At 63.7% G+C, this 22,505-nt stretch carries 24 protein-coding genes; 11 read left to right on the top strand and 13 right to left on the bottom strand.

The window, feature by feature from the left end; translation table 11 throughout:
• Window position 1: 1 nt before the first annotated feature.
• The 9 genes from nifX to AC07Y0_RS23135 form a co-directional block, all read right to left on the bottom strand.
• Window positions 2–499 (bottom strand): nitrogen fixation protein NifX, encoded by a 498-nt coding sequence (gene nifX / locus AC07Y0_RS23175; RefSeq protein ID WP_498679954.1) that lies wholly within the window; start codon window positions 497–499, stop codon window positions 2–4.
• Window positions 465–1,853 (bottom strand): nitrogenase iron-molybdenum cofactor biosynthesis protein NifN, encoded by a 1,389-nt coding sequence (gene nifN / locus AC07Y0_RS23170; protein WP_498679953.1) that lies wholly within the window; start codon window positions 1,851–1,853, stop codon window positions 465–467. Before nifN ends, nifX begins: the two co-directional genes overlap by 35 nt.
• Window positions 1,853–3,358 carry a nitrogenase iron-molybdenum cofactor biosynthesis protein NifE gene (gene nifE / locus AC07Y0_RS23165; RefSeq protein WP_498679952.1) on the bottom strand — a complete coding sequence of 502 codons (1,506 nt, stop codon included), beginning with the start codon at window positions 3,356–3,358 and terminating at the stop codon, window positions 1,853–1,855. Before nifE ends, nifN begins: the two co-directional genes overlap by 1 nt.
• A 178-nt stretch (window positions 3,359–3,536) precedes the next feature.
• Complete coding sequence (locus AC07Y0_RS23160; protein ID WP_498679951.1) at window positions 3,537–3,929, bottom strand: type II toxin-antitoxin system VapC family toxin; 393 nt, start codon at window positions 3,927–3,929, stop codon at window positions 3,537–3,539.
• Window positions 3,926–4,189 (bottom strand): type II toxin-antitoxin system Phd/YefM family antitoxin, encoded by a 264-nt coding sequence (locus tag AC07Y0_RS23155; protein WP_498679950.1) that lies wholly within the window; start codon window positions 4,187–4,189, stop codon window positions 3,926–3,928. The genes AC07Y0_RS23160 and AC07Y0_RS23155 overlap by 4 nt, the downstream gene beginning before the upstream one ends.
• A 112-nt stretch (window positions 4,190–4,301) precedes the next feature.
• A complete protein-coding gene (gene nifK / locus AC07Y0_RS23150) occupies window positions 4,302–5,843 on the bottom strand; it encodes a nitrogenase molybdenum-iron protein subunit beta (protein ID WP_498679949.1) in 1,542 nt (513 codons plus the stop codon).
• 136 nt (window positions 5,844–5,979) lie between these two features.
• Entirely contained in the window at window positions 5,980–7,491 is a 1,512-nt protein-coding gene (gene nifD, locus AC07Y0_RS23145) for a nitrogenase molybdenum-iron protein alpha chain (RefSeq protein ID WP_498679948.1), read from the bottom strand.
• 93 nt (window positions 7,492–7,584) lie between these two features.
• Window positions 7,585–8,484 (bottom strand): nitrogenase iron protein, encoded by a 900-nt coding sequence (gene nifH / locus AC07Y0_RS23140; RefSeq protein WP_498679947.1) that lies wholly within the window; start codon window positions 8,482–8,484, stop codon window positions 7,585–7,587.
• 305 nt (window positions 8,485–8,789) lie between these two features.
• Window positions 8,790–9,889, bottom strand: a protein-coding gene (locus AC07Y0_RS23135) for an IS3 family transposase (RefSeq protein ID WP_498673386.1) whose coding sequence is annotated in 2 segments (ribosomal slippage) — window positions 8,790–9,637 and window positions 9,637–9,889 — 1,101 coding nt in all. Because the reading frame shifts where the segments join, the coding sequence is not laid out codon by codon here.
• Window positions 9,890–10,111: 222 nt separating this feature from the next.
• Between AC07Y0_RS23135 and AC07Y0_RS23130 the strand changes: the two genes are divergently transcribed.
• The 11 genes from AC07Y0_RS23130 to nifA all read left to right on the top strand — a co-directional run bounded on the left by AC07Y0_RS23130 (window position 10,112) and on the right by nifA (window position 20,206).
• On the top strand, window positions 10,112–10,432 hold the full coding sequence (locus tag AC07Y0_RS23130) for an iron-sulfur cluster assembly accessory protein (RefSeq protein WP_454747456.1): 321 nt from the start codon (window positions 10,112–10,114) through the stop codon (window positions 10,430–10,432).
• A gap of 13 nt (window positions 10,433–10,445) precedes the next feature.
• A complete protein-coding gene (locus AC07Y0_RS23125; RefSeq protein ID WP_498679946.1) occupies window positions 10,446–10,841 on the top strand; it encodes a NifU family protein in 396 nt (131 codons plus the stop codon).
• A 12-nt stretch (window positions 10,842–10,853) separates the two neighbouring features.
• On the top strand, window positions 10,854–12,044 hold the full coding sequence (nifS, locus tag AC07Y0_RS23120) for a cysteine desulfurase NifS (protein WP_498679945.1): 1,191 nt from the start codon (window positions 10,854–10,856) through the stop codon (window positions 12,042–12,044).
• Window positions 12,037–13,230: a homocitrate synthase gene (gene nifV / locus AC07Y0_RS23115; RefSeq protein ID WP_498679944.1), complete on the top strand. Its 1,194-nt coding sequence runs from the start codon at window positions 12,037–12,039 to the stop codon at window positions 13,228–13,230. Before nifS ends, nifV begins: the two co-directional genes overlap by 8 nt.
• Window positions 13,212–14,018 carry a serine O-acetyltransferase gene (gene cysE / locus AC07Y0_RS23110; protein ID WP_498679943.1) on the top strand — a complete coding sequence of 269 codons (807 nt, stop codon included), beginning with the start codon at window positions 13,212–13,214 and terminating at the stop codon, window positions 14,016–14,018. Before nifV ends, cysE begins: the two co-directional genes overlap by 19 nt.
• Window positions 14,011–14,394: a nitrogenase stabilizing/protective protein NifW gene (gene nifW / locus AC07Y0_RS23105; RefSeq protein ID WP_454747461.1), complete on the top strand. Its 384-nt coding sequence runs from the start codon at window positions 14,011–14,013 to the stop codon at window positions 14,392–14,394. The genes cysE and nifW overlap by 8 nt, the downstream gene beginning before the upstream one ends.
• Window positions 14,395–14,667: 273 nt before the next feature.
• Window positions 14,668–15,522, top strand: coding sequence for an electron transfer flavoprotein subunit beta/FixA family protein (locus AC07Y0_RS23100; protein ID WP_498680322.1), 855 nt, complete (start codon window positions 14,668–14,670; stop codon window positions 15,520–15,522).
• A 13-nt stretch (window positions 15,523–15,535) separates the two neighbouring features.
• A complete protein-coding gene (locus AC07Y0_RS23095; protein WP_498679942.1) occupies window positions 15,536–16,645 on the top strand; it encodes an electron transfer flavoprotein subunit alpha/FixB family protein in 1,110 nt (369 codons plus the stop codon).
• A gap of 13 nt (window positions 16,646–16,658) precedes the next feature.
• On the top strand, window positions 16,659–17,966 hold the full coding sequence (locus tag AC07Y0_RS23090; protein ID WP_498679941.1) for an FAD-dependent oxidoreductase: 1,308 nt from the start codon (window positions 16,659–16,661) through the stop codon (window positions 17,964–17,966).
• Window positions 17,967–18,019: 53 nt separating this feature from the next.
• Window positions 18,020–18,319: a ferredoxin family protein gene (locus AC07Y0_RS23085; RefSeq protein WP_148154526.1), complete on the top strand. Its 300-nt coding sequence runs from the start codon at window positions 18,020–18,022 to the stop codon at window positions 18,317–18,319.
• A 150-nt stretch (window positions 18,320–18,469) separates the two neighbouring features.
• The gene (gene nifA / locus AC07Y0_RS23080; protein ID WP_498679940.1) at window positions 18,470–20,206 is read left to right on the top strand and encodes a nif-specific transcriptional activator NifA; all 1,737 of its coding nucleotides are present in this window, start codon (window positions 18,470–18,472) and stop codon (window positions 20,204–20,206) included.
• A gap of 31 nt (window positions 20,207–20,237) precedes the next feature.
• Here the strand turns inward: nifA and AC07Y0_RS23075 are convergent, their stop codons facing one another.
• The 4 genes from AC07Y0_RS23075 to AC07Y0_RS23060 are packed head-to-tail and all read right to left on the bottom strand — an operon-like array spanning window position 20,238 to window position 22,480.
• Window positions 20,238–21,119, bottom strand: coding sequence for an SIR2 family NAD-dependent protein deacylase (locus AC07Y0_RS23075; RefSeq protein ID WP_498679939.1), 882 nt, complete (start codon window positions 21,117–21,119; stop codon window positions 20,238–20,240).
• A gap of 37 nt (window positions 21,120–21,156) precedes the next feature.
• Window positions 21,157–21,375 (bottom strand): putative nitrogen fixation protein NifT, encoded by a 219-nt coding sequence (gene nifT, locus AC07Y0_RS23070; RefSeq protein WP_498679938.1) that lies wholly within the window; start codon window positions 21,373–21,375, stop codon window positions 21,157–21,159.
• Window positions 21,372–21,689, bottom strand: coding sequence for a nitrogen fixation protein NifZ (locus tag AC07Y0_RS23065; protein ID WP_498679937.1), 318 nt, complete (start codon window positions 21,687–21,689; stop codon window positions 21,372–21,374). Before AC07Y0_RS23065 ends, nifT begins: the two co-directional genes overlap by 4 nt.
• Before the next feature lie 2 nt (window positions 21,690–21,691).
• On the bottom strand, window positions 21,692–22,480 hold the full coding sequence (locus AC07Y0_RS23060; RefSeq protein ID WP_498679936.1) for a 4Fe4S-binding leucine-rich repeat protein: 789 nt from the start codon (window positions 22,478–22,480) through the stop codon (window positions 21,692–21,694).
• Window positions 22,481–22,505: the final 25 nt, after the last annotated feature.

Here is a 22,505-nt window from a genome sequence, read left to right as displayed (position 1 = left end):
TTCAATCTTCGTCGTCGAAGGACGGTTTGGTGACGGAAACGCCGGCCTCGGCCAGCACCTTGCGCAGCCAGGGCGGCGGCGCGGTCTTGAGCATGGTCTGGGTGCGGCCCAGCACTTCGTCGATCGACGAGGGCTGGGGCACCTTGATCGGGTGGATCTTCGCCGAGACGACCTTGGCGGCGGACGGGCCGCCGATCGCCAGGCAGAACAACAGGTGGCAACCCTTGAGCGCCTCGACCTTCGGCGTGATCCGATCGTCGCCCTCGGTCTTGTGCTTGCCGCTCTCGTCGGACACATCGCCGAAGCCGACCGCCTCGACGAAATTCCAGCTTTCGGGCGTCACGTCATAGACCGCAAACAGCTTCGCCGAACCGAAATGGGCGTTCAGCCCCTTCATGTCCTGCGTCGCAATCGCGATGCGCAATGCCCCCTTGGGGCGTTCGGGCGCAGGTGCCTGACCCTCGTCAGTGACGAGTGAAAGACGTCGGACAGCTGTCATTGTCGGTCTCCCTGTTGCGGAAAGGATTGAGCCCTTCAGGCGTCGGTTGGTGCTGGTTGGCCTGGAAGATATTGGCCGCCTCGAAGATCAGGTCGCGGGCGCCTTCGTAGAGAACGGTCAGCCTGTGCTGGCTGCCGAGCCGGTCGAAAATCGGGAAGCCGACGCGCATCAGCGGCACGCCGAGGCGTTCGGCGGCCTGCCGGCCATGCGAATGGGTAACGATGAGATCGACTTCGGCAGCTTGCGCCATGGCCTCCAGATCGGCGAGGTCGCCGACCTGAACCACCTCGGCCTGGACCTTCGACAGGATGCGGCTGGTGCCGGTTGTGGTGACCGCCGCCGTGATCTCGGCGCCCAGACCGGTGAAGAAGGTTGAGAGCTGATAGAGATGGTCCGGCTCGGCGGCGATCGCGATCCGCTTGCCACCGAAATGGAAATGGCCGTCCAGCAGCGCGTCCTGCAACTGGGCCCGGCGGCGGCGGACCCGGGCCGGCACCGGATTGCCGGAAATCATCGCCAGCATGGTGATGAAGCGGTCGATCGCCTTCATGCCCGAGAGCTGCTGAAACAGAGCGTAAGGCACGCCGGTTCTTGCCTGCAAGGCCTCCGCCGGTCCGCGCATGTGCTCGCCGATGGCGATTGCCTGGAAGCAGGTTCCGAGATCGCGGATGTCCTCGACCTTCGTGCCCCCATAGGTCGTCGGGATCCAGCGGTCGGGCACCGTTCCGTCAAGCGCGCCGGAAACGTCCGGCAGGATCACCGGTGTCAGGCCGAAGCTCTCGACCGTCTCGCGGATATGCTCGATATCGGCGACCGTCAGGTGCCAGCCGGGCAGGATCGCCACCTTCCTCGGATCACGCGCGCGTTCGCCCGGGATGGTCACGCCGTCGATCATCGAGGTCACGGCCTTGGCCCAGCCCTCCTCGATCGCTCCGTCGAAATCCGGCGTGTTGGACAGCACCACCTCGGTGCCGGCCAGCTCTTCGGCGCGCCTGGCCTTGATGCGCGCGACATCGCCGGCGAAATCCTCGCCGCGGGTTTCCACAAGCGCCGTGGTGCAGATGCCGATCAGGCTCGGCTTGGTGCGGTTCTTCAGGTTGAGGATCGCCTCCTCCAGATGGTCGGCGCCGCCGAGAATGGTCGCCACCTCGTCCATGGCGGTGGTCTGAAGCGGGATCGTCTCCTTGAAATGGCGGACGAACAGCACCAGCGCGAAGGAGGTGCAGCCCTGGCTGCCGTGAAACAGCGGCATGGCGCCGTCGACGCCGAGATAGGCGAAGGCGGCCCCCAGCGGCTGCGAGGATTTGAGCGGGTTGATCGCAACCTGTTTCGTCTGATGCTGCACGCGGGCCATCAGCATTCTCCCATGTCGTCGGCGGTGGTGGAGGCGAACTTGCGGAAGGCGTGGACGGGGGCGGCGACCGTTGCCCCATGCGCCACGAAGCTCCGCGCGGGCTCGGCTTCGAGCAGGCGGCCGTCCTTGTCCCAGGGGCAGGCCTGGCGCACGGTTTCCCAAACCGGATTGTGAATGGCGATGTCGATCTGGCGCACCAGTTCGACCATGCCGTCATAGCCGGCATAGGGATGATGACGCTCCTGGTTGATGTCGAGCCAGGGCATCTTTGCTTTCAGCGCGATGAACTGGGTGCGGCCGCCCGACAGCATGATGTCGGCCTTGTGCTCGGCCAGCATGGCGTAGAGATCGCGCGGCGCCATCGAGTCGAACATGTGGTTCTCGTCTTTGAGGATCTGCTTGATGCGCTCCTTGTCCTCGGGCGTCGATTTCTTGACCGAGGTGCCGACGATCTCGATGCCGATTTCCTGTAGCGCGTGGACCACCGACCAGGACTTCACGCCGCCGGTGTTGAGCAGTACGCGCTTGCCTTCAAGACGCGGACGGAATCCCTCGAGCGCGGCCCAGGCGGTGGCCTCCTCCTCCTTGATCAGGGATTCCGTCCGCTCAAGGAGCTCAGGGGGCGCTCCTTGTTGAACGAGCAGGCGGGCAAGTTCCCTGAGCGCCTCGGAGGTGTCCGAAATCCCGTAGAACGAGCCTTCGAAATAGGGGATGCCGAAGCGTTCCTCCATCTTGCGGGCCAGATTGATGAGGGCGGTGGAACAGACCATCATCGTCGCCTTCGCCCGGTGGGCGGTGGCGACATCATGGTATCGCGCGTCGCCGGGGATGCAGGCGCGAATGCGCATGCCGAGCTTTTCAAGCAGCGGCTTCACCATCCAGAATTCGCCGGACAGGTTGAACTCGCCGAGAATGTTGACGTCATAGGGCGTGACGTCGTCCGGCTCCTCGGTGCCGATCACATGGTCGAGCAGCGCCTCGCCGGCCAGCTTGTTGCCGAGGTTCTTCGAGCCGACGAAGCCCGGCGCGTTGACCGGCACCACGGGAAGCCCGAACTTCTCCGCCGCGCGGCGGCAGACGGCCTCGATATCGTCGCCGATCAGCGCGGTGACGCAGGTCGAATAGACGAAGATCGCCGGCGGGGCATATGTGTCCGAAATCTCGCGGATCGCCTTGAACAGCTTCTTCTCGCCTTGTCCCAGAACGATGTCGAGCTCGGTCAGGTCTGTCGTGAACGAGGTGCGCCAGAGATCCGGCCCAGAGGACGCCGCCCCGCGGTTGTCCCAGGAATTGCCCTCGCAGGCGAGCGGCGCATGGATCAGATGGGCGACATCGGTGATCGGCTGCAGCACGATCTTCGCGCCGTCAAAGGCGCAGCCGCCGGCCGCCGCCCCCGGCGTCAGCGGCTTGGAACAGCCCTTCTTGCGCGCCTTGGGGTCCTTGCCCTGGTTCTTGTCGCAACCGGGCTCGTTGAACACGTCGTCGATCTTTGCTTTCAGCGACATTGGCGAGATCCTTGTCCGAACCGCCTCCGGAAAGGAGGTGACAAGGACAATTCTGCAAGCGCCATGCCAGCATCAATGAGATAATTTTTTTATAGAAAATTCATATGGTTGCAGAATTCTTGCAAACAACGGATCCGACAAAGGCCTTTGTCGGCTTGTCGCTTTCCCGACAAAGCGGTCAGGCAAGTCCGCTCGCCGGACGGATATCGGTCCGGGAAAAATCGTTGCCGACGAAAAGCAGCGGCGCATCCCGCTCCTTCGCCAGGGCGTAGGCGAAGCAATCGCCGAAGTCGAGGCCCGCCGGGTGGAACCCTTTGCCCCATTGGCGGTAGATGGCGCCGATCTCTTTCGCGACCTCCTCCGTGACCGGAACGATCTCCGGCCTGATCCGCGCCAGAAACTCGTCAAGCCTTTCGAAAATACCCCGCCTGCTCGCCACGATATACATCTCAGACAACGTTCCCGCAGATATCAGAACGTCGCCCGACACCGCTAATCGGTTGGCCAACTCACCCGCCTCGGGCTCTCGCAAGAGGATCGCCAGCATCGCCGAAGTGTCTACAACAGTCACGCGGGCAGTCCGGTCTCGGGATCGTAGAGAAAATCCTGACTGTGCGCCGCATCGGGGCCGGGCTTCGCTTCCTTCGCGGCGCGGCGACTTATGTCATCAATGATCGCCAGCTTCTCTTCGGGCGTCAGCGCTCTTTTCTCTTCCGCCTGCAACCTTGCAACCGCTTTTCCGGCGTCGGTCAGGACAATTTCCTCTCCCGCTTCGGCACGGCGGACAAGTTCGGCAAGTCTTTTCGCGGCCTCACTGACGGTGATATTCATGGCGTTCTCCATGGTCCTGCCGCCTATATAGCATGGCCGTCGGCGGAAATCAGCGCCGACGAAAAAAGCCGGCCTTTTCGGGGCCGGCTCTTGTAGTTCGGCGACGCCGCGCTCAGCGCGTCAGGTCGAACGAATAGTCGGTCTTCGACGGGACCATCGTCTGCTGGTCGTAGACGTCGAAGAACTTGTCGAGGATCGTCGTCAGCACGCGCAGGCCGCCCTGATAGCCCATGACCGGGAAGCGGTGATGGTGATGGCGGTCGAAGATCGGGAAGGTCAGGCGCAACAGCGGCGTACCGGTATCGCGCTCCAGATACTTGCCATAGGAACTGCCGATCAAAAGATCGACCGGCTCGGTGAAGAGCAGCGAGCGCATGGCCCACAGATCCTTGCCCGGCCAGACCTGGCAATCCTTGCCGAAGGGCGAGGAGGCGAAAAGCTCCTTCATCTCCGCTTCCCAGGCGGGCGTACCGTTGGTGGCGAGGCAATGGGTCGGCTCGCCGCCGGTTTCCAGAATGAAGCGGGCCATGCCGTAGACGAAATCCGGATCGCCGTAGATCGCGTATTTCTTGCCATGCAGATAGGCCTGGCTGTCGGCCATGGCGTCGACCAGGCGGCCGCGCTCCATGCGCAGCTCTTCCGGAATCTCCTTGCCGGTCATCTCCGAGACCTTCATCAGCAGGTCGTCGGTGCCGCGAACGCCCATCGGATAATGCAGTGAGGCGACCTTCTGGCCGACCTCCTTGCAGTAATCCTCGGTCTTGCGGGTGCAGTAATGCTGCAGCGACAGCGTCCATTCGGCGTTCAGCGCCGCCTTGACGTCGTCGATCTTCGTGCCGCCGTCATACATGCGATATTCGCCGTCGGACGGCGTGTCGTACTGGTCTGAGGCGTCCTGGATGAAGGTATAATCGACCCCCATCATCGCCAGCATGCGCTTGATCTCGCGGTTGTTGCCGACGCAGAAACCGTCGAAGCCGGGGATCAGGTTGAAGCGGCCCTTGATCTCGGTGCGCGGCTGGCCCTTCCAGAAATGCTCGAACACGCCGCGCACCATGTTGTCGTAGCCGTCGACATGGCTGCCGACGAAGGCCGGCGTGTGGGCAAACGGCACGTCGTAGTCGGCCGGCACGGAACCTTCGTTCTTGGCGTTCTCGATGAAGCTGCGCAGGTCGTCGCCGATGACTTCCGCCATGCAGGTGGTCGAGACCGCGATCATCTTCGGCTCATAGAGCGTGTAGGTGTTGGCAAGCCCGTCGATCATGTTCTTCAGCCCGCCGAACACGGCCGCGTCTTCCGTCATCGACGAGGAGACGGCGGACGACGGCTCCTTGAAGTGGCGCGACAGGTGCGAGCGGTAATAGGCGACGCAGCCCTGCGATCCATGGACGAAGGACATGGTCTTTTCGAAGCCGGCGGCGGCGAATACCGCGCCGAGCGGCTGGCAGGCCTTGGCCGGATTGACGACGAGCGCCTCGCGGGCGAGGTTCTTTTCGCGATATTCCCAGGTCTTGGTCAGTTCGCGCTGGTCGTCGACCCATTCGCCCGGATGCGGGCATTCGAAGTTTTCCTTCTTGTTCTTCAACATCTCGACATATTCTGGCTCACGGAAGAGCGGGGCGTGGTCGAGAACCTTTTCTGCTGACTGTGGCATGACTTCACCTCCATCCACTGCGGCCGCGCCATACGGCGGCTCGGGGACATATGAGACGTTTCAGGAAATCCCGGACGGGTTATCCCGCAGGGTGTTTGCAAAGGGTCGGGGCGCTCGGGAGCGCTCCCGGCCCAGGTCATTCGGCGGCGATCGGCAATGGTTCGGCCTGCTTCTTCTTCCATGGCGCGTCGTAGAGGCCCCAGACCGGATTGTTGATCGCGAGGTCCATGTCGCGGGCGAAGATCGCGAAGCCGTCATAGCCGTGATAGGGGCCGGAATAGTCCCAGCTGTGCATCTGGCGGAACGGGATGCCCATCTTCTGGACCGGGTACTTTTCCTTGATGCCGGAGCCGACCAGATCGGGGCGGATGCCCTCGATGAACTTTTCCAGCTCGTAGCCGGTCACGTCGTCATAGATCAGCGTGCCGTCCTTCACGTAATGACGGGTGCGCTGGTAGTCGTCGTTGTGGCCGAATTCGTAGCCGGTGCCGACGATCTCCATGCCGAGATCCTCATAGGCCGTAATGACGTGGCGGGGGCGCAGGCCACCGACATAGAGCATCACCGTCTTGCCTTCGAGGCGCGGACGGAAACGGTTGATCACGGCATCGACCAGCGGGCGGTACTTGGCGATGGCGGCTTCGGCATTGGCCTCGATCTCCGGCCCAAAATGCTTGGCGATCTTGCGCAGCGAGGCTTCGATCTGGGAGGGACCAAAGAAGTTGTATTCCGTCCAGGCAATGCCGTACTTCTCTTCCATGTGACGGCAGATGTAGTTCATCGACCGGTAGCAGTGGATGAGGTTGAGCCTGGCCTTCGGCGCCCGCTCGATCTCGGCGAGCGTCGCATCGCCCGACCAGTTGCCGACCACGCGCAGGCCCATTTCCTCGAGCAGGATGCGGGACGCCCAGGCATCGCCGCCGATATTGTAGTCGCCGATGATATTGACGTCGTAGGGGCCGGTCTCGAATTCGGCATGCTTGTCCTCGCCGGAGAACACCCAGTCGCGGATCGCATCATTGGCGATGTGGTGGCCGAGCGACTGCGACACGCCGCGGAAACCTTCACAGCGCACCGGCACGATCGTCTTGTTGATCTCCTTCTTCTTCTTGCGCGACACGGCTTCGATGTCGTCGCCGATCAGGCCGATCGGACATTCGGACTGGATCGTCACGCCGTTGTTGAGCGGGAAGAGCTGTTCGATCTCGTCGATCACCTTTTCGAGCTTCTTGTCACCGCCGAAGACGATGTCCTTCTCCTGGAAATCGGAGGTGAACTGCATGGTGACGAAGGTGTCGATGCCGGTCGTACCGATATAGTAGTTGCGGCGTTGCGACCACGAATACTGGCCGCAGCCGACCGGTCCGTGGGAGATGTGGACCATGTCCTTGACCGGCCCCCAGACCACGCCCTTGGAGCCTGCATAGGCGCAGCCGCGAATGGTCATGACGCCCGGAATGGACTTGATGTTCGACTTCACGTCGCATTCGGAAAGCGGCTTGCCGTCCTCGGCATCGACCTCTTCGCCCGTCTTGGCGACGTTCAGGTGCTTCTTGCGGCGCTTGGCCGTCTTGTCGGGATAGTGCGACAGCACGTCCTCGATCAGTTTCTCGTGGAGCTGGCTGTCGTTTTCATAATCGAGGCTCATGGCGTTCTACCCCTTTGAACAGGATGGCGGTACATCCGCCGGATTGAAAAGGAGCGCCGGGTCAAGGCCGGCGCCCGGTTTCGTCTGAGCCGGTCACACGGCGGCGACGGCCTGCTTGGCGGCTTCCTTGGCGGCCAGTTCGGCCAGCATCTGCTCGTCGGTCTTCATGATGCCGAAGTCGAGCAGCATGTCTTCCAGCTCTTCCATGGTGATCGGCGTCGGGATGGTGCCCTTGCCGGAATTGTCATGGATCTTCTGGGCCAGCTGGCGGTATTCCTGAGCCTGCTGGGAGTTCGGCGCATATTCGATGACCGTCTGCTTGCGCAGTTCGGCATGCTGCACGATGTTGTCGCGCGGCACGAAGTGGATCAGCTTGGAATTGAGCCGTGCCGACAGGGCTTCGGCGAGATCGAGCTCGCGGTCGGTCTGGCGTTCGTTGCAGATCAGGCCGCCCAGGCGCACGCCGCCGGAATTGGCGTATTTCAGAATGCCCTTGGCGATGTTGTTGGCGGCATAGAGCGCCATCATCTCGCCGGACATGACGATGTAGATTTCCTGGGCCTTGTTTTCGCGGATCGGCATGGCGAAGCCGCCACAGACGACGTCGCCGAGAACGTCGTAGGACACATAGTCCACGTCGTCATAGGCGCCGTTCTCTTCCAGGAAATTGATCGAGGTGATGACACCGCGGCCGGCACAGCCGACGCCCGGCTCCGGACCACCGGACTCGACGCACTTGATGCCCTTGTAGCCGATCTTCAGCACGTCATCGAGTTCGAGATCCTCGACGGAGCCTTCCTGGGCGGCGAGCGACAGGACGGTGTCCTGGGCCTTGGAGTTGAGAATGAGGCGGGTGGAATCCGCCTTGGGGTCGCAGCCGACGATCAGGATCTTCTGACCCAGGTCGACGAGCGCGGCCAGCGTGTTCTGGGAGGTGGTCGACTTGCCGATACCGCCTTTCCCGTAAAATGCAATCTGACGCAGAGCTGCCATGACTTTTCCTTCCTTCGCTTAAGCAACCGCGGCGAGGCCGCGAATTGGATACCGGATCGGCAGGCTTGACCGCCGCCATCCCTCTCGTTTCAAAAGCCGTGCCAGTTTGGAAAAGGCGAACGCGACGACATATTTTATCATTTAATTTCAATTAGTTGCACAACATTGACGCCAACCGCCGACATCGACATCGGCCTGTCGCAGACGTGACAAACCCGACAGCCGCCCGCTGTTTTGTAGGATGGCTGACCTGAGACCCACTTTCCCTCCAGTTTTCGGGAGAGTCTTGGGTTTTTAATCTGGCCTCATGCGGCCTGTTTTTCCATAGCCATTTTCATTGCGAACTCGCTGGGGGTGATATTGCCCAGCGACGAGTGGGGTCTGCTCCTGTTGTAATCCTCCTTCCATGCGTTGATGGCGGCTCGGGCCTGAGTGAGCGACGAGAACAGGGTCTCGTTGAGGCACTCGTCACGGAAGCTGCCGTTGAAGCTTTCGACGAAGCCGTTCTGCATCGGCTTGCCTGGGGCGATGTAGTGCCATTCGACCTTTGCTTCCTGGCACCATTTGAGGATGGCCATACTGGTCATCTCCGTGCCGTTGTCCGAGACAATCGTCCTCGGCTTTCCCCGTCTGGCGATGAGACTATCCAGTTCGCGGGCAAGCCGTGCCCCCGACAGGGATGTGTCGGCGACCAGGCACAGGCATTCACGGGTGAAGTCGTCGACCACCGCCAGCACCCGAAAGCGACGACCGTCGGTGAAGGCATCGCTGACGAAGTCCAGGCTCCAGCGCTCGCCCGGACGCGACGGCAGAGCCAAAGGACGTCTCGTCCCCAAGGCCCGCTTTCGGCCGCCGCGCTTGCGCACCGTCAGCTTCTCCTCGCGATAGAGACGTCGAAGCTTCTTCAGGTTCATGACCATCCCCTGCCGGTCGAGCATCACGTGGATACGGCGATAGCCGAAGCGACGACGCTCGGACGCCACCTTCTTCATCGCCTCGCGGATGGACGCATCGTCCGGCCGCACGCTCCGATATCGCATGCTCGAACGATCCACCGATAGAACCTCGCACGCCCGACGCTGGCTCACCCCGTGCTGCGCACAGACGTGAGCCACCGCATTCCGCTTCACATCGGGCGTCACCATTTTTTTGCAGCGACATCCTTCAGGATCGCATTGTCCAGCATGGCCTCGGCGAGCAGCTTCTTCAGCTTGGCGTTCTCGTCCTCGAGCGCCTTCAGCTTGCGGGCATCGGACACGTCCATGCCGCCGTACTTCGCCTTGTATTTGTAGAAGGTTGCATCCGAGATGCCGTGCCTGCGGCAGACATCGACTGTCTTCGCGCCCGCCTCCTGCTCCTTCAATATTCCGATGATCTGTTCTTCCGTGAACCGTGAACGCTTCATTCGTCCGTCTCCTTGATGTGACGGACTCTACCAAATTCTGGAGGAAGTTCAGGGTCTCAGGTCATGGCGCCCTGCACTGTCGGACCACTGTCGGATTGTCGACGTTGTCGCAAAGTCGACAATGCAGAAACGCATCAAGCTATTGTTTTATAAGATAAATAATCTCTGGCACGGCTGATGCATGGTCAATCGCGTCGTCCTACCAAGATGGAGAACCGCGCCATGATTATCCTGACCGAGAATGCCGTTTCCGCCGTCAAGTCCGCATTGTCGAAGGCCGCCGAGCCGGCCGAGGGCCTACGCATCATGGTGGAGGCCGGCGGCTGTGCCGGCTTCAAATACATGATGGGCCTGGAATCGACGGCGCGCGACGGTGATGCCGTCATCGACGCCGACGGCGTCAAGGTCTACGTCGATACGCGATCCCAGCCCCACGTGGCAGGCATGACCGTCGATTTCGTCACCGGCCTCGAATCGTCGGGCTTCGTCTTCGACAATCCCAATGCCGCGGACAAATGCGCCTGCGGCAAGTCGTTCGGCTGAGCGGGAGAAGATCATGCAGGACCAAAGCCAGTCGGCCCGCGTCACGCTGTTTGACGGATTGAAGTCCCGGCCTGCCAGGCCGGCGACGAAACCGCAACTGGTCAGCCCCGAGGTGCCGAAGGCGCCACCGGTCGCCATCGAGGCAACTGACCCGGGCGCGCAAGGCATGCGGGCCGCACTCCTGGCCCGCCGCCGGCCGCTGATCGAGGCGGCAATCGAGGCCATCCGCCCCAACCTGCAACGGGACGGCGGCGACTGTCAGCTCGTGAAGCTGGAAGGCGATGCCGTCTATATCCGCCTTTCCGGCGCCTGTGTCGGCTGCCAGCTCGCCTCCGTCACCGTGCACGGCGTCCGCCAGAAGCTGATCGAGGCCATCGGCATGCCGCTGCGCGTCATCCCGGTCAACTGAAAGCATCCAGCCATGCAGACGGTCTATCTCGACAACAACGCCACGACCCGACCCGATCCGGCGGTCGTCGAAGCCATGCTGCCCTATTTCGCCGAGCACTTCGGCAATCCCTCCTCCGCTCATACGATCGGCACAGGCGTCGCCGAGGGGATCAGGGCAGCGCGGAGGCAAGTGCAGAGCCTCATCGGCGCCGCCCATGACCAGGAGATCGTCTTCACCTCTGGCGGCACGGAGAGCGACAACACTGCGATCCTCTCGGGCCTTCAGGCCGATCCTCGACGCGACGAGGTCGTGGTTTCCGCTGTCGAACACCCGGCGATCCTCACGCTATGCCATCATCTGGAGACAAGCCTCGGCACCAGGGTCCACCGCATCGCGGTGGATGGATGCGGGAAGCTGGATATGGAGGCCTATAAGGCCGCCCTGTCCGGGCGCACCGCCATCGTCTCGATCATGTGGGCCAACAACGAAACCGGCACTGTCTTCCCTCTGGAACAGCTCGCTGCGATGGCAAAGACGGCCGGCGCGCTGTTCCACACGGATGCGGTCCAGGCCGCCGGCAAGCTCTCCATGGATCTCAAGACGACGGCAATCGACATGCTGTCGCTCTCCGCGCACAAAATCCATGGCCCGAAAGGCGTCGGCGCACTCTATGTCCGGCGCGGCACACCCTTCGCACCGCTGATCCACGGCGGCCGCCAGGAACGTGCCCGCCGCGCCGGCACGGAAAACGTTCCCGGCATCATCGGCTTCGGCAAGGCGGCCGAACGGGCGATGGACGCTCTAGCGCTGGAAACACCCCGGATCGCCCGGCTTCGCGACCGCCTCGAACAGGGATTGCAGCGCTCCATCGTCGGCATCCGGGTCAACGGCGACCCGTCGGCGCGGCTTGCCAACACCTGCAACATCGCCTTCGAAGACGTCGAAAGCGATGCGCTTCTGACGCTTCTCGGACGCGAAGGCATCGCCTGTTCCTCCGGCTCGGCCTGTGCCTCGGGCTCGATGGAGCCGAGCCATGTGCTGCGCGCCATGCAGGTGCCGCCCCCGTTCCTGCCCGGTGCCCTGCGCTTTTCCCTGTCGCGTGACACCCGCGACACTGACATCGATCGGGTGCTGGCCGTCATGCCGCGGATCGTCGAGCGGCTGCGCAAGCCGGCTCCCCGCCCCTCCCGCCATCAAACATCCGATCTCATCCATGCCTGAGAGCAAGCTGATCCCCATGACCTCGAAGCCAGCCGTCTTTTTGAACGACACCACGCTGCGCGACGGCGAGCAGGCACCCGGCGTCGCCTTCTCGCTGTCCGAAAAGCTTGGCATGGCCGAGGCGCTTGCCGCCGCCGGCGTGCCCGAAATCGAGGTCGGCACGCCGGCCATGGGCGAGGAGGAGATCGCCGCGATCCGCGCCGTCGTCTCGCTCAACCTGCCGATGCGCGTCATGGCCTGGTGTCGCATGACCGATCAGGATCTCGACGCAGCGCTGGAGAGCGGTGTCTCGGCCGTCAATCTCTCCCTGCCGTCCTCCGACCTGCAGCTCGCGGCCAAGCTGGGCATCGGCCGCGCCGAGGCGCTTTCGCGCATCGATGCTCTGGTGCGCAAGGCGGCACGGTTCGGGCTCTCCGTCGCGGTCGGCTGCGAGGATGCCTCGCGCGCCGATCCTGCCCATCTGTCCGATGTGATCGCGGTTGCCGCCACCGCCGGCGCCGCGCGCGTTCGGCTGGCCGACACCGTGGGCATTCTCGACCCGTTCTCGACGGTGGCGTTGATCGAACCCTTGGCGAGATACGCGCCCCTGGCGATCGAATTCCACGCCCACAACGATTTCGGCCTTGCCACCGCCAATTCGATCGCCGCTTACCGGGCCGGCGCCCACCATCTGTCCGTCACAGTCTCGGGCCTCGGCGAAAGGGCCGGCAACGCGCCTCTGGAAGAAGTCGCGGCCGTCCTGCAGATCATGCACGGCGTGCCCTGCGGGCTGGATCTGGCCGCCCTGCCCGGCCTGGCCGCGCTCGTCGCGCGATATGCGCGGCAAACCCTGGCTCCGGCCAAGCCGATCACCGGCGGCAACGTCTTCACCCATGAGTCCGGCATCCACGTCGCCGGCCTGCTGGGCAATCGCCAGACCTATCAGGGGCTCGATCCGGCGGAGTTCGGCCGCGACCACAGCATCGCCATCGGCAAGCACTCCGGCACAGCCGCGCTCGCCTACGTGCTTGAGCAGCACGGCCGGCACGGCGACCGGGAGACCCTGGCGAACCTGCTTGCCGAGGTTCGCAGGCTGGCGGTCGCGACCAAGGCGACCGTGCCGGCCGCGCAGCTGGTTCGCCTTTTTGATCGTATCCAGGCGGAATTCCCACGTCCAAGGGGAGAGCCATGTCCTTCGTCATGCTGACATCCGCCCACAAATCTCGCGGGCGCCAGGAGGCCGATCCGCCACGCCGGAAGGGCGTCCTTGCCATGGTTCGCGCCGACATCGCCTGCGTGAAGGCGCGCGACCCGGCCGCCCGTTTCACCTTCGAGGTCCTGCTCACCTATCCGGGCGTGCACGCCATCATCTGGCATCGGATCTCCCACCGCCTGTGGCAAAAGGGCCTGCGCTTCCCGGCGCGCTTCCTCTCCTGGCTGTCGAGGCTGCTCACCAATATCGACATCCACCCGGGGGCGGTGATCGGAGAGCGCTTCTTCATCGACCACGGCGCCGGCGTGGTGATCGGCGAGACGGTCGAAATCGGCAATGACGTGACGCTCTATCATGGCGTCACCCTCGGCGGCACGTCCTGGTCCCCCGGCAAGCGCCACCCCACCCTGATGGACGGCGTGCTGGTCGGGGCCGGCGCCAAGATCCTCGGCCCCATCGTCGTCGGCGCCGGCTGTCGCGTGGGCGCGAACTCCGTCGTCGTCGACGATGTCCCGCCCGGCATGACGGTGATCGGCATTCCGGGAAAGATCGTCCGGCCGGTCGAGGAGCGTCGCCGGCTCGGCCACGGCCGCATCGATCTCGATCACCACCTGATGCCGGACCCGGTGGGGGACGCGGTATCGGCCCTGATCGATCGCCTCGACTTTCTCGAAGTGCGCCTCGCCCACCTGCAGGCGCAGCTCAATCGCCGGCCGGAAGCCAGTCCCAGCGTCCCGCCCACCCATCATTCTCACCAACCACAGGGAGCTCAACATGAGTGACTGCTCGTCCAATTCCCGCCCGATCGAGGTCGACAACATTCTCGAACGCCTGCGTGGCCTGTCGTCGGCGGAAGACTTCTTCCACACGCTCGGCATTCTCTACGACGCCAAGGTGCTGAACGTCGCGCGCCTGCACATCCTCAAGCGCATGGGGCAATATCTTGCCGAGGAGGATTTCGAGGGTCTTCCCGACCGGGTGATCGCCGCCCGCGCCCGTTCGACGCTGGAACGCGCCTACTCCGATTTCGAGTCCGCGTCGCCCCTCTCTCAACGCATCTTCAAGGTCCTGAAGGATCACGACCCGGACAAGCCCGCCGAGAGGCGCGGAGCCTTCGTCTCGCTGGAATCAGCCCTCAAACCCTTTGCAGATCAATAACCGACAGCCCTTCGACCCCCGCCTCGGCCGGTCCGTCCAACGGCCGGCCTCCTTTTTTTCGTCCGCCTTCGACACCGTGCGGAAAATCCGGATCGCTTCCTGCCGGCACCCGACGCGACATTGTCGAAAACCCGACAAAACCGCCGGACACGGCTGCGCTCTGGAAATCGAACAAAAGCATATCAAGGACTTACGCGCGCATCGAGGACTTGGCACGGATTATGCTGAAGGTCCTGTACAGCCTTTGAAGCGACCATGATGGAGGTGCACGGCATGCATATCGTCGTCTGTATCAAGCAAGTTCCGGACTCGGCGCAGATCCGCGTTCATCCCGTGACGAATACCATCATGCGCCAGGGCGTTCCGACCATCATCAATCCCTTCGACCTGTTTTCCCTCGAAGAGGCGCTGAGGATGCGCGACGCCCATGGTGGCGAGGTCACCGTGCTGACCATGGGCCCGCCGATGGCGTCGGATTCGCTGCGCAAGGCGCTCACCTTCGGCGCCGATCGCGCCGTGTTGCTGACGGACCGCTTCTTTGCCGGCTCCGACACGCTCGCCACATCCTTCGCGCTTTCCGCCGCGATCGAAAGGATCGGCCAGGTCTATGGCAGGCCGGACGTGATCTTCGCCGGCAAGCAGACGATCGACGGCGACACGGCCCAGGTCGGGCCTGGCATCGCCAAGCGGCTGGACCTGCTGCAACTGACCTATGTCGCGAAAATCGCCTCCGTCGAGCCCGAGGCGCGCGAGATCACCGTCGAGCGGCGCGCCGAGGGCGGCACGCAGGTTCTGAAGACCCGGCTGCCCTGCCTCATCACCATGCTCGAGGGCACCAACGAGATCCGCCGCGGCACGTTGAACGACGCGCTGCGCGCGGCACGCGCCGAGATCGTCACCTGGAACGCCGCCGATGCCGGCATCGAGGACATGACCAAATGCGGCCTGCGGGGATCGCCGACCGTGGTCAAGCGCGTCTTTGCCCCGACGGCTCGCCAGGAGAAAGCCGTGATGATCGGCGAGCCGGGCAATGCCCCGCGAGAGCTGGCCGACAGCCTGATCGCCGAGATCTTCACCCGCAAACCCACCCTTGAGCCGGCTCTCGTCGCCGACCACTGCGCCGCCTAGGAAGGATGAGAACATGACCGAAGAGGCAAGGAAACCAGCAGCACCGGCCGCCGGACGGGCGGGCATGAAGAAGGAATTGCCCGAGCACTTCAAATCCTACAAGCATGTCTGGGTGGCGATCGAAATGGAGCGCGGCCAGGTGCATCCGGTATCCTACGAGCTCCTCGGCTGCGGCCGCACGCTGGCCGACAAGCTCGGCGTGCAACTGGCCGGCGCGGTGATCGGCCCGCCGGGAGAAGCGACTTGGCATGCAGTGGCGGAGGCATTCGCCTACGGGGCCGACATGGTCTATCTGGTCGAGGACCCGATCCTGAAGGACTATCGCAACGAGCCCTATTCGAAGGCGCTGACCGATCTGGTCAACACCTACCAGCCGGAGATCCTCCTGCTCGGTGCAACCACGCTCGGCCGCGATCTCGCCGGCTCCGTCGCCACCACGCTGAAGACCGGACTGACGGCCGATTGCACCGAACTCGACGTCGATGAGGACAAGTCGCTCGCAGCCACCCGCCCGACCTTCGGCGGCTCGCTGCTCTGCACCATCTACACGCTGAACTTCCGCCCCCAGATGGCGACAGTCCGCCCTCGTGTCATGCCGATGCCGGAGCGCAAGGAGCGTCCCGTCGGTCGCGTCATCCAGCACAAGCTGTCGATGATGGAGGAGGACATCGTGACCAAGGTCCTGAGCTTCATTCCCGACAGCCAGTCTGCCAAGGTCAACCTCGCCTATGCCGACATCGTCGTGGCCGGCGGCCTTGGCCTCGGCGCCGCCGAGAACTTCCAGCTGATCCGCAATCTGGCTTCCACGCTCGGCGCCGAATACGGCTGCTCGCGCCCGGTGGTGCAGAAGGGCTGGATGCCGTCCGAACGCCAGATCGGCCAGACCGGCAAGACGATCCGTCCGAAGCTCTACATCGCCGCCGGCATTTCGGGCGCGATCCAGCATCGGGTCGGCGTCGAGGGCGCCGACCTGATCGTCGCGATCAACACAGACCCCAATGCGCCGATCTTCGATTTCGCCCATGTCGGCATCGTCACCGACGCGGTGCGCCTGCTGCCTGCCCTCACCGAGGCGTTCATCCGCCGCCTTTCGCCCCACAACCGCGACAAGCTCGCCAGCTGACGGAGACGCGACCATGATCGAGGAAAAATTCGACGCCATCGTCATCGGAGCCGGCATGTCCGGCAATGCCGCCGCCTATACGCTGGCAAGCCACGGACTGAAGGTGCTGCAACTCGAGCGCGGCGAATATGCCGGTTCGAAGAATGTCCAGGGGGCCATCATGTATGCCTCGATGCTGGAGAAGATCATCCCGGACTTCCGCGAGGATGCGCCGCTCGAGCGCCACCTCGTCGAACAGCGGTTCTGGATGATGGACGACGGCTCGCACACCGGCATGCACTACCGCTCCAACGACTTCAACGAGGAGAAGCCGAACCGCTACACGATCATCCGCGCCCAGTTCGACAAATGGTTTTCCTCCAAGGTCAAGGAAGCCGGCGCGACGGTGCTGTGCGAAACGACTGTGACCGAACTTGCCCGCGATACCAGCGGCAAGGTGATCGGCGTCCACACCGACCGCCGGGGTGGCGCGATCTTCGCCGACGTGGTGGTGCTCGCCGAAGGCGTGAACGGCCTGCTTGGAACCCGCGCCGGCCTGCGCGACATGCCGAAGCCGGAAACGGTGGCGCTGGCGGTCAAGGAAATGCACTTCCTGCCGGAGGAAGTGATCTGTCAGCGCTTCGGGCTGACCGGCAACGAAGGCTGTGTGATCGAAGCCGCCGGCACGTTTTCGCAGGGCATGACGGGGCTCGCCTTCCTCTACACCAACAAGGAATCGATCTCGCTCGGCGTCGGCTGCCTGGTGTCCGACTATGCCAAGACCATGGAAAGCCCGTATGCGCTGCTCGAAGAATTCAAGAATCATCCCTCGGTAAAGCCCCTTCTGGCCGGCTCCGAGGTCAAGGAATATGCCGCGCACCTGATCCCGGAGGGCGGATACAAGGCGATCCCGCAGCTCTTCGGCGACGGTTGGGTCGTGGTCGGCGATGCCGCCCAGCTCAACAATGCGGTCCATCGCGAAGGCTCCAACCTCGCCATGACCTCCGGCCGGATCGCGGCGGAGGCGATCTTCCAGGTGAAGAGCAGACGCGATCCGATGTCGGCGGAAAATCTGAGCCTCTACAAGAAGATGCTGGATGGCTCGTTCGTGGTGAAGGACCTGAAGAAGCACAAGGACATGCCCGCCCTGCTGCACACCAACTCGCACAACTTCTTCATGACCTATCCGCAGTTGATGTCGACGGCGGCACAGAATTTCCTGCGCGTCGACGGCACGCCGAAGATCGACAAGGAGAGGGCGACCGTCGCCCAGTTCGTCAAGAGCCGCAGCCGCTGGGGCATGGTCTCCGACGCCGTGAAGCTCGCATTTGCCTGGCGCTGACGGGCGCGAAGGCTGCTTGCGAGACGCAACAACCGACAACGAGGAGTATCGAAATGACCATCGCCATCAAGAACGTCCGGGTCGAAGACAAGCTCTTCCAGAACCGCTATCTGGTCGATGTCGGCCGGCCGCACATCACGGTTCGTCCGCACGAGACGCCGAGCCCCGCGCTTCTGGCGCTTACGCGGGTCTGCCCGGCGAAGTGCTACGAGCAGAACGACAAGGGCCAGGTGGAGATCACCGCCGACGGCTGCATGGAATGCGGTACCTGCCGGGTGCTCTGCGAGGCATCCGGCGAAATCGAATGGAACTATCCGCGCGGCGGCTACGGCGTGCTCTTCAAGTTCGGCTGAGCTCGGCGCGTTTCGCTGAAGCGGGTTCAGAGCCGAATCGAATTGACAACATGCAGCATCGGCGTAGTCTCATATGTCATATAAGAAAATACGGTTTGGGGAGGTTGCCCTTGGAACAATCCATCATGGGATAGTCCAAGAGGTCTTCGGATGAACCGCTATGTCGAGCATGTCAGCCCGCCGGGCAGGGAATACGCCCTTTCCGAGGCTGCCGCAAAATCAAGCCGCCGCGCCACAGTCTCCCTGAGCGGCATCTACGAGATCTCCAAAGTGCTTGCCGAGCCGGCACGCCTTGAGATTACGCTCGCCAATGTCGTGAATATCCTCTCGTCCTTCCTGCAGATGCGCCACGGCGCCCTGATCGTGCTCGACGACGGTGGGCTGCCCGAGATCGTTGCCACCGCCGGCTATTTTCACAAGCCGGGCGAAGACCATTTCATGCCGATCCCGCAGACGGTCATCGACCAGATCGTGGCGACGGCGACGCCGCTGGTCATTCCCGATACCAGCCGCTCCCACCTCTTTCCCGGAAGCGAGCCGGGGGTCTGTTTCATCGGCGTTCCCGTCAAGGCCAACCACACCGTGCTCGGCACGCTGTCGATCGACCGCACCCGCAAGGAAGGTGCCGATTTCACGCTCGACGACGACATGCGCTTCCTCACCATGGTCGCCAATCTCGCCGGACAGACCATCCGCCTCCACCGGCTCCTGAGCGAGGACCGGCAGCGGCTGATCGACGAACAGCGGCGGCTGGAAAAATCCTTCGAAGGCAGCAGGGAGATCCAACCGCGCCGCGCGGTCGCCAGGACCAGTCGCATCGTCGGCGAAAGCCCCGCGGTGAAGAATGTCCTCGACATCATCAACATCGTCGCCAGGACCAATTCCACCGTGCTGCTGCGCGGCGAAAGCGGCACCGGCAAGGAACTCTTCGCCCAGACGATCCATGAGCTTTCGCCCCGGCACGACAAGCCTTTCGTCAAGCTCAATTGCGCGGCCCTGCCGGAAACCGTTCTGGAGTCCGAACTGTTCGGCCACGAGAAAGGTGCCTTCACCGGCGCCACCAACCAGCGTGCCGGCCGCTTCGAGCTCGCCCATGGCGGCACGCTGCTGCTTGACGAGATCGGCGAGATTTCCGCCGCCTTCCAGGCCAAGCTGCTCCGCGTGCTGCAGGAGGGCGAATTCGAGCGCGTCGGCGGCAACAAGACGCTGAAGGTGGACGTGCGGCTGATCTGCGCCACCAACCGCGATCTCGAAGAGGCCGTGCGCAAGGGCGATTTCCGCGCCGATCTCTACTACCGGATCAGCGTCGTGCCCGTCACCTTGCCGCCCCTGCGCGAGCGGCCGGGCGACATTCCCCGGCTGGCAGAGGAATTCCTCGAGCGCTTCAACCGCCAGAACAATCGGCAACTCAGCTTCGGCCGAGCGTCGCTGGACCTGATTTCCCGCTGCTACTTTCCAGGCAATGTGCGCGAACTGGAAAACTGCGTGCAGCGGACGGCGACGCTGACCCGCTCCCAGACGATCGGGCCGAACGACTTCGCCTGCAGCACGGGGCAATGTCTTTCCGCCCTTCTGTGGAAAGGGAACGGCAAGACCCAGAGCAACGCGATCGACGCCCTGGCAGGCGGTCATGTGCTGCCGGGCGGCATGCCGGCTCCTCTCTCTCGCGGGCACGATGCCGGATCGATTTCCGGCGGCAAGGCGTGCGATCCGGATGATCCAACCTGTCCCGCCAATGGCGGAAGGCTCACCGAACGTGATCGCCTGGTCGATGCCATGGAGCGTTCGGGCTGGGTCCAGGCCAAGGCCGCCCGCATCCTCGGCCTCACCCCCCGGCAGGTCGGCTATGCGCTGCGCCGCCACGATATTCCGGTCAAGAAGTTCTGACCCCGGTCCGAAGGCCAGGGTCGGTCCCACGTCACCCGGCGAGGAGGTCGACCGCCTGATGCAGAGGCATGTCGACCAGCGTAATGCCGTTTTCCGCCAAGAAACGCCGTTCGTTGCGTGTCAGCGCCTCGCCCGTTATCACCGCATAATGCGGTCCCTTCGACCGTTTCAGGATCTGCCGGGCATAGGTGCGCAGCATCTGGTCGTGGAACCGGCAGCCCAGGAACAGGAAGCCGAGGGCACCGCGCCGATCCTTGACGATATCCGGGATCGGGGTCTGGATGTCGATCTCGGTCAGGACTTCCACATAGTCGGAATCGGCCACCAGGAAGTTGCCGGCCGGACGAGCGCCGCCATGCGGCTCGTAGAGAACCGTCTCGGCGCGCGAGGCGGCGGCATCTTCGACATGGCTGTCGTTGGCACCGTAGACCCTCGTCCAAATGTCGCGGGACTCTCCGGCGCGGGTAATGCCCTGAATGCTGACGAAATCCTCCCGTCCGCTCGCCTGCAATGCCGCCCGCATGGCGCCGTCGTACCAGCTGTCGACGATCAGCGGCAGGGAAAGCCCCGCCAGCCAGTGATGCAGTGTCGTCGGCTGCGGCTCGACCGAGAAGATCTCCGCCATCCAGGCCTTCAGCGTGTTCCGGTGCCGGCGCTGTTCGATGTGCTGGGCGACGGCCCACATATTGGTGCGGATGCGCGACGGGGCAGGAGCCCGCAGGTTGAGCGCTGCCGCCACCGCTTCGGGTGAGGCCGGGATGGCGGCCTCGGCACCCGCGACTTCCAGAAGGCCGGGACCGAGATAGGGAGAAAGCAATCCCGCCTTCAACCGGTTCCTCAGGTCGAGGATCGCGCTCGCCGCCTCCCCGTCATGGACGCTGAACAGGAAATCCTTGTGCAGTATGGCATTCATGGCATCGCACTCCTTCGGTTTCTCGCCTGATCGCCGATCAGGCCTGCTCGTCGTCGGCCAGCTTGCGGGCCTCCACGGTGATCGGCAGCCGGGTATCGGCCGGCATGGGCGGAAGGTCGAGGCGCCAGCCGTTCTTGAGCGTCACCACGCCGCCCCAGAGGTCTTCCGTCTCGGATCGAACGATCGGCTCCTCCAGATCCTTCTTCGGCACATAGGCGGAATAGCCGCGCTCGGACTTGCGGATCATGATCTTCATCGTTCGTTTCCCTGGCTGTCGACGTCCGCCGCCGGCGTCGCGTCGGGCCGGTCGAGACTTGCGAGCTCACGCGCGCGCATGCCGACCAGCGTTCCCCGGTCGACCCATTCGACCGAGTAGATGTAGAACTGCTGCAGGAAGGTGCCGATGTCGCGGACATAACCGACATCCCCCTTGCGCACGAGGTTTTCGCCGATCTCCTTGCCGGGATAGGTGCCGTCGTTCCTGACATGGCGCGTCGCCCGGACATGTTCGCCCGGAAGGAAGACCGGGGCCTTGCGGATTTCGACATCCTGTTCGCGTCCAAGACCCATGGCTATCGCACCTCTTCTCGGTTGGTCATGCGTTCCAGCGCCCGTTCGCGCACGGCCTCATCCTCGTCGCCCAGGAACGGGCCGAGTTCACCGACGGCGAGCCGCTCGACCACCGCGTGCCGCACGCGGAAATCCGGGTCCTTCGCCAGCAGGTGCAGTCGCGCCGGCTCCAGCCGCCTGGCGATCTCGATCCTGACCAGCGGCTCCGGATCGGCAACCAGCGCCGGCAGATGCGTGAGCGGCACGCGCCGGGCGGCCTCGCGACGAATGTCCGGTTCCGGATCGTCCAGAAGCCCGACGAGCAGGGCATCGGTCGCGGAACGGGCGGCACTCAACCGCACCTGGTAGTCGGGATCGCCCAGCAGAGGCAGCAGTTGCTCGCCCGACAGCCGCCGGGCCAGGGCGATCCGCACCCGGCGATCCGGATCGGAACGCATCGCCAGCACACGCGCCGCCGGCAACCGGATCGCCGCCATGGCCCTGACATCCGGCTCGGCATCGGACAGCAGCGGCAACAGCTTGAACGGCGTGGCATAGCGGGCGGCGATGCTGCGCACCTCGAAGAAAGGATGATCGAGATAGCCATCGGCAAGCGCCGGATTGAGCGAGAAGAAGCGGTCGATGCGGCGGGCGCGCAGGTCCCTGACGCAGGCCCGGCCGAGATCGCACAGGCCCGAGACCCGATTCTCCTCATGCGGACAGTCCGCGCAGGAGACCGGCTTGCCCAGCCAGTCGATCGCCGGCGGCGCCTGGTCGTCGTCCATCTGCCTGGGACCGCTCTTCGTGTTCATGCCACCTCTCCACGCCACCCGCACA

The organism is Allorhizobium sp. GW101-3B10 (assembly GCF_059424725.1).
Note: the sequence above shows the minus strand (reverse complement) of the source record. Positions and strands in the feature narration are given on the sequence as shown.